Annotated in this window: 7 protein-coding genes; 4 read left to right on the forward strand and 3 right to left on the reverse strand. The window is 60.9% G+C overall.

What is annotated here, in order from left to right; all coding sequences use genetic code 11:
* Nucleotides 1-10: 10 nt before the first annotated feature.
* Genes ACRESJ_RS32520 through ACRESJ_RS32535 form a run of 4 tightly spaced genes read left to right on the forward strand, consistent with a single transcriptional unit; the run spans nucleotide 11 to nucleotide 3,921 of the window.
* Nucleotides 11-1,021, forward strand: coding sequence for an ABC transporter permease subunit (locus ACRESJ_RS32520; RefSeq protein ID WP_431761572.1), 1,011 nt, complete (start codon nucleotides 11-13; stop codon nucleotides 1,019-1,021).
* An 11-nt stretch (nucleotides 1,022-1,032) separates the two neighbouring features.
* On the forward strand, nucleotides 1,033-1,962 hold the full coding sequence (locus ACRESJ_RS32525; RefSeq protein WP_431761573.1) for an ABC transporter permease subunit: 930 nt from the start codon (nucleotides 1,033-1,035) through the stop codon (nucleotides 1,960-1,962).
* 10 nt (nucleotides 1,963-1,972) lie between these two features.
* Nucleotides 1,973-2,941: an ABC transporter ATP-binding protein gene (locus ACRESJ_RS32530; RefSeq protein ID WP_431761574.1), complete on the forward strand. Its 969-nt coding sequence runs from the start codon at nucleotides 1,973-1,975 to the stop codon at nucleotides 2,939-2,941.
* A complete protein-coding gene (locus ACRESJ_RS32535; protein WP_431761575.1) occupies nucleotides 2,941-3,921 on the forward strand; it encodes a peptide ABC transporter ATP-binding protein in 981 nt (326 codons plus the stop codon). Before ACRESJ_RS32530 ends, ACRESJ_RS32535 begins: the two co-directional genes overlap by 1 nt.
* 120 nt (nucleotides 3,922-4,041) lie before the next feature.
* Here ACRESJ_RS32535 and ACRESJ_RS32540 read toward each other — a convergent pair whose 3' ends face one another.
* From ACRESJ_RS32540 to ACRESJ_RS32550, 3 genes are all read right to left on the reverse strand, one after another.
* Nucleotides 4,042-4,302: a hypothetical protein gene (locus tag ACRESJ_RS32540; protein ID WP_431761576.1), complete on the reverse strand. Its 261-nt coding sequence runs from the start codon at nucleotides 4,300-4,302 to the stop codon at nucleotides 4,042-4,044.
* 156 nt (nucleotides 4,303-4,458) lie between these two features.
* A complete protein-coding gene (locus tag ACRESJ_RS32545) occupies nucleotides 4,459-5,694 on the reverse strand; it encodes an MFS transporter (RefSeq protein WP_431761577.1) in 1,236 nt (411 codons plus the stop codon).
* 217 nt (nucleotides 5,695-5,911) lie between these two features.
* The coding region (locus ACRESJ_RS32550) for a peptide chain release factor 3 (protein ID WP_431761578.1) at nucleotides 5,912-6,817 on the reverse strand (906 nt) is incomplete at its 5' end.

A 6,817-nucleotide genomic window follows, 5' to 3' on the forward strand; every position in this document is an offset into this window, starting at 1 on the left:
ACACCACACGATGTTTAGTTTTATTGCCCGCCGACTGGGGTTACTGATCCCCACGTTCTTCGGCATCACGTTGCTGACTTTCGCGTTGATTCGCATGATCCCTGGTGACCCCGTGGAAGTCATGATGGGAGAACGTCGGGTCGACCCCGAAATGCACGCTCAGGCAATGGAACGCCTTGGTTTGAACAAGCCCCTGTATGCCCAGTACCTGGATTACGTCGGCAAACTGGCCCACGGCGATCTGGGAGAATCCCTGCGTACCCGTGAAAGCGTGTGGACCGAGTTCACCTCCCTCTTCCCCGCGACCCTGGAGCTGTCCATGGCCGCGCTGCTGTTCGCCGGCGTCCTGGGCCTGTTGGCCGGGGTGATCGCGGCACTCAAGCGAGGATCTCTATTCGACCACGGGGTGATGGGCATCTCCCTGGCGGGATACTCGATGCCGATCTTCTGGTGGGGCCTGATCCTGATCATGTTCTTCTCGGTGTCCCTGGGCTGGACCCCGGTTTCCGGGCGGATCGACCTTCTGTACGACATCGAGCCGCGCACCGGCTTCATGCTGATCGATACGCTGCTGGCTGACGAGCCAGGCGCGTTCGCCGACGCCCTGCATCACCTGATCCTGCCGGCCATCGTGCTCGGCACCATCCCGCTGGCGGTGATCGCGCGGATGACCCGTTCGTCGATGCTCGAAGTACTGCGCGAGGATTACATCCGTACCGCCAAGGCCAAAGGCCTGTCGCCGGCGCGCGTGGTGTTCGTGCACGGTCTGCGCAACGCGCTGATTCCGGTACTGACCGTGGTAGGCCTGCAAGTCGGCACCCTGCTGGCCGGTGCGGTCCTGACCGAAACCATCTTCTCCTGGCCGGGTATCGGCAAATGGCTGATCGAAGCCATCGGCGCCCGTGACTATCCAGTCGTACAAAACGGCATCCTGTTAATCGCTTGCCTGGTGATCCTGGTCAACTTCGTAGTGGACATCCTCTACGGCTTTGCCAACCCACGCATCCGTCATCAGCGCTGAGGTCAATATTCATGAACACTCCAACTACTTCCTCAGTAGCCACCGCCGCAGCCGCCGCGGATCAAAGCCTGCTGTACCCGTCGCCGTACAAGGAATTCTGGCAGGCATTCGCCAAGAACAAGGGCGCCGTCGCCGGCCTGCTGTTCATGCTGCTGGTTATTTTCTGCGCCATCTTCGCCCCGTGGGTTGCCCCCCATGACCCGAGCGAGCAGTACCGCGACTTCCTGCTGACCCCGCCAGCCTGGCTTGAAGGCGGGCAGATGCAGTTCCTGCTGGGTACCGATGAACTGGGTCGTGACCTGCTATCGCGCCTGATCCAGGGTTCGCGCCTGTCGCTGCTGATCGGTTTGTCGTCGGTGGTGATGTCGTTGATCCCGGGGATCCTGCTGGGTCTACTCGCCGGCTTCTTCCCGAAACTACTCGGCCCGACCATCATGCGTCTGATGGACATCATGCTGGCCCTGCCATCGCTGCTGCTGGCCGTGGCGATCGTCGCCATCCTCGGCCCTGGCCTGATCAACACCGTGATCGCCATCGCCGTGGTTTCGCTGCCGTCCTACGTTCGTCTGACCCGCGCCGCAGTGATGGGCGAGCTGAACCGCGACTACGTGACCGCCGCGCGCCTGGCCGGTGCCAGTCTGCCACGCCTGATGTTCGTGACTGTGCTGCCTAACTGCATGGCGCCACTGATCGTTCAGGCAACCTTGAGCTTCTCCTCGGCGATCCTCGATGCCGCCGCCCTGGGCTTCCTCGGTCTCGGCGTACAACCGCCAACCCCTGAGTGGGGCACCATGCTGGCCTCGGCCCGCGACTACATCGAACGCGCCTGGTGGGTCGTGAGCCTGCCTGGTTTGACCATTTTGCTCAGCGTGCTGGCAATCAACTTGATGGGTGACGGCCTGCGCGACGCGCTGGACCCGAAACTCAAGAACGCCGCCTGAGGAGATTCCAATGTCACTGCTAGAAATCAAGAATCTCAATGTTCGCTTCGGCGACAAGAACGCCACCCCCGTGGTCGACGGCCTCGACCTGAAGGTGGACAAGGGCGAAGTGCTGGCCATCGTTGGCGAATCCGGTTCCGGCAAGTCCGTAACCATGATGGCGCTGATGGGACTGATCGAGCATCCCGGCATTGTCACCGCCGACTCGCTCAGCTTTGACGGCAAGGACATGCTTAAGCTGAGCAACCGCCAGCGTCGACAAATCGTCGGTAAAGACCTGGCCATGGTCTTCCAGGACCCGATGACCGCGCTGAACCCGAGCTACACCGTCGGTTTCCAGATCGAAGAAGTGCTGCGCCTGCACCTGAAAATGTCTACCAAGGCCGCTCGCAAACGCGCCATCGAACTGCTGGAAAAAGTTGAAATCCCGGGTGCGGCCAGCCGAATGGACGCCTACCCGCATCAACTGTCCGGTGGCATGAGCCAGCGTGTTGCGATTGCCATGGCGATTGCCGGCGAACCGAAACTGCTGATCGCCGACGAACCCACCACTGCACTGGACGTAACCATTCAGGCGCAGATCATGGAGCTGCTGCTGGCGTTGCAAAAAGAGCAGAACATGGGCCTGGTGCTGATCACCCACGACCTCGCCGTCGTGGCGGAAACCGCCCAGCGCGTCTGCGTGATGTACGCCGGTCAAGCTGTGGAAGTTGGCCAGGTGCCGCAACTGTTCGACATTCCGGCACACCCTTACAGCGAAGCGCTGCTCAAGGCGATTCCGGAACACAGCCTGGGCGCCTCGCGCCTGTCGACCCTGCCGGGCATCGTGCCGGGTCGCTACGACCGTCCGCAGGGTTGCCTGCTGTCGCCGCGCTGCCCGTATGTACAGGACAACTGCCGCGCGCAGCGTCCAGCCCTTGACCCGAAAAGCAACAGCCTCGCCCGCTGCTTCTACCCGCTGAACCAGGAGGTGGCGTAATGGCCGTCGTACTTACCGCCCGCGACCTCACCCGTCACTACGAAGTGTCCCGTGGCCTGTTCAAGGGTCATGCGACCGTTCGCGCCCTCAACGGCGTGTCGTTCGAACTCGAAGCCGGCAAGACGCTCGCGGTCGTAGGCGAGTCGGGCTGCGGCAAATCCACCCTGGCTCGTGCCCTGACCCTGATCGAAGAGCCGTCCTCCGGTTCCTTGAAAATTGCCGGACAGGAAGTCGCTGGTGCCGACAAGGCCCAGCGCAAACAGCTGCGCAAAGACGTGCAGATGGTGTTCCAGAGCCCTTACGCCTCGTTGAACCCACGGCAGAAAGTCGGTGATCAACTGGGTGAGCCGTTGCTGATCAACACCAACCTGAGCGCCGCGGAACGCCGTGAGAAAGTCCAGGCGATGATGAAGCAGGTGGGTTTGCGTCCCGAGCACTACCAGCGTTATCCGCACATGTTCTCCGGCGGTCAGCGCCAGCGGATCGCCCTGGCCCGCGCAATGATGCTGCAACCGAAAGTGCTGGTGGCGGACGAACCGACATCGGCACTGGACGTGTCGATCCAGGCACAGGTGCTCAACCTGTTCATGGATCTGCAGCAAGAGTTCAACACCGCTTATGTGTTCATTTCCCACAACCTGGCGGTGGTGCAACACGTTGCCGATGACGTGATGGTGATGTACCTCGGTCGCCCGGTCGAAATGGGTCCGAAGAACGACATCTACGAACGTCCTCTGCACCCTTACACCCAGGCACTTTTGTCGGCCACGCCGACGATTCACCCGGACCCGAACAAGCCGAAAATCAAGATCGTCGGCGAGTTGCCCAACCCGCTGAACCCGCCGTCCGGCTGCGCGTTCCACAAGCGCTGCCCGTACGCCACCGCGCGTTGCAGCACTGAAGAGCCGGCCCTGCGCCTGCTCGACAGGCGGCAGGTGGCTTGCCACTACGCCGAGCAGTTCCTCGACGGCGCGGCATAAAAAACTGTAGGAGCGAGCTTGCTCGCTCCTACAGGGATTCACTGATTAACCCAGCCCCTTCCACTTCGATTGCGCATCAGTCGAGGCAGAAGGGGTTTTCTTTTGCCTGCCATTCAGCGATCAGGTCTGGCTATCGCCTTCTTCTTCATCATCGGAGTCCGGCTCGTCAGTGGTCGAGTCATCGCCGTTGTCAGCACCACCCTGCCCCTCATCGCCGGGCTCGGACTCGGACTTGGCGAGCATCAATCCGCTATGTCCCACCTGCCCGCTGAATGCCTGAGTATCGTGATCCACACATTCGGCCCAGGCCGTTGCGGTGCCAAGGGACAGCATCACCATCACTTTCAACAGCAGTAAAACGCGTAGCAACCTGTTTTTCATGATCGATTCCATCCTCTATCAGGTGAACCCCAAGTGCCTGGCTTGCGCTCTGTGAAATCTAGTTCCGATCAGCCGGGTTCACCAGACAGGAGGCTAACGAGCGGCCGGAAATGCCGTGGATGGAAAGACTGGTTTCGAATAAGTCCAATTACCGGATCAACTAAGCGAATCTGCTTTGCGCGCTTGCCCGGAAATCGCGTCCGGCTCGCGCGAACGGGTAGCCTGATAAATCAGCGGTATGGACATCAGTGCCAGCGTCGCACTGACCAGCCACACACTGTGCCCGCCAAAGCGACCGTATAACTGACCGCCAAGCACTGGCGACAACAGCGCGCTCGCGCTCCAGCTCATAAAGAAGAGGCCAAGGTACTGCCCGCTTTTTCCGCTTTGCGCATGCTGCATGACCAACATATTCAACGGCGGCATGAACAGCGCCTCGCCCAGCGTCCAGATCACCGTCGACATGCAGGTATAAAACAGCCCGGAACCCAACGGCAACATGCCGAGCCCACAGGCCAGCAACAGACTGCCCGCCACCAGTTGCCGACGCATCCCCCAGCGTTCGCCCCAGTGCGACAACGGAATCTGCAATGACACCACCAGCAGCGCATTGAGCCCGAACTGCCAGCCAATCGCCTCGGTGCTCAAGCGGTAGTAATCACGCAGATAGTTGCCCAGCGTGCTGTAAACCGTATCGAACGCCATACCGAGCAGAACCGTCGCCGCTAGTAACCAGAGGAATGGTTTGTCGTGATACGGCTGGCCTGAGCTTGAGGCGGTATCGGGTTTCTCGTCAGGAATCAGCACCGGTCGGCGCCACGTGGTGTGGACAAACCACAGCAAGGCCAGCAACGTCATCGCCGCGCTGCCGAAGAAAACCCAACGGAAATCCGTCTGCGCCAAAACGCCACCCGCCACCCCGGCAGCGGCCATCCCGAGGTTGCGAGCCACCCGGCTCAAAGCCTGTGCCCGGGAACGCTGCGCAACGTCGCAATACTCCATGATCAGCCGTTGATGCAGCGTACGGATCGCCCCATCGACGGCCCCGCTGAGCAAGAGCAACCCGGCCAGCAGCGGCACCTGCGTGACCACCCCCAGCAAGATCAGCACCCACACTGAAACGAAGAACAGCGCCGCGGTCAGCCGCGCCGTGGGCACATGATCGCTGAGCAACCCGCCGAGCATCGAACCGACCAGCAGACCGGCACCGTAGGCCGACAGCAGCCCGCCGACGGTTTCAATCGCCAGCCCCAGCTCCTGACGCAGGTACAGCGCCATGAACAGCTTGACCATGCTGCTTAGCCGATTGATGAACAACAGCGCCGCGAGCACCCAGGCCATCACGCAGAAATAGCCATCCAGCCGCAGCAGATGGGTCAGCCGACGCGTCATTCCCTTGATCATCAAAAGGCCACTGTTTGCGAAATGTCCTTTGAACACTAAACGCCAACGACTGGCGTGTCGCGGGCAAAATTCCCCATGGGTCGAAAGCAGAGGCAAGCTACAAGTGCGCAGGAAAAGACCTACGCAATCACCTCGACGACCATTTCAACCCACAAAAAAAGCCCACTGTTTTCACAGTGGGCTTTGCGGTGTCGCCATTCAGCGCTTAGTGATGTTCACGGGTCGCGCGGAATTTCACGTCCGGCCAGCGCTCTTCCATCAACGCCAGGTTGACCCGCGTCGGCGCGAGGTAGGTCAGGTGACCGCCGCCGTCCAGTGCCAGGTTTTCCACAGCCTTGTTGGAGAATTCCTCAAGCTTCTTCTTGTCGCTGCATTCGATCCAGCGCGCGGAATAAACGGTGATCGGCTCGTAGGAGCACTCGACCTTGTATTCCTCTTTCAGGCGGCTGGCGACCACATCGAACTGCAGCACACCGACGGCGCCGAGGATGATGTCGTTGCTGCGCTCCGGGAAGAACACCTGGGTCGCGCCTTCTTCGGCCAGTTGTTGCAGGCCCTGGCGCAGTTGCTTGGATTTCAGCGGATCACGCAGGCGTACGCGACGGAACAGTTCCGGGGCGAAGTGCGGGATGCCGGTGAAGCCCAGGACTTCGCCTTCGCTGAAGGTGTCGCCGATCTGGATGGTGCCGTGGTTGTGCAGGCCGATAATGTCGCCGGCAAACGCCTCTTCCAGTTGCTCACGCTCGGAGGAGAAGAAGGTCAGCGCGTCGCCGATCCGCACATCCTTGCCGGTGCGCACGTGGCGCATCTTCATGCCTTTTTCGTACTTGCCGGAGCAAATGCGCATGAAGGCGATGCGGTCGCGGTGTTTCGGGTCCATGTTCGCCTGGATCTTGAAGATGAAACCCGAGAACTTCTCTTCCACCGGCTCCACGGTGCGCTCGTTGGCCACGCGTGCCAGTGGACGCGGCGCCCAATCAACGACGGCGTCGAGGACGTGGTCGACACCGAAGTTGCCCAGTGCCGTACCGAAGAACACCGGAGTCAGTTGACCGTCGAGGAACTCCTGCTGGTTGAACTCGTGGCAGGCGCCCTGCACCAGTTCCAGCTG

This window comes from Pseudomonas sp. (assembly GCF_050739655.1).
GTDB lineage: Bacteria > Pseudomonadota > Gammaproteobacteria > Pseudomonadales > Pseudomonadaceae > Aquipseudomonas.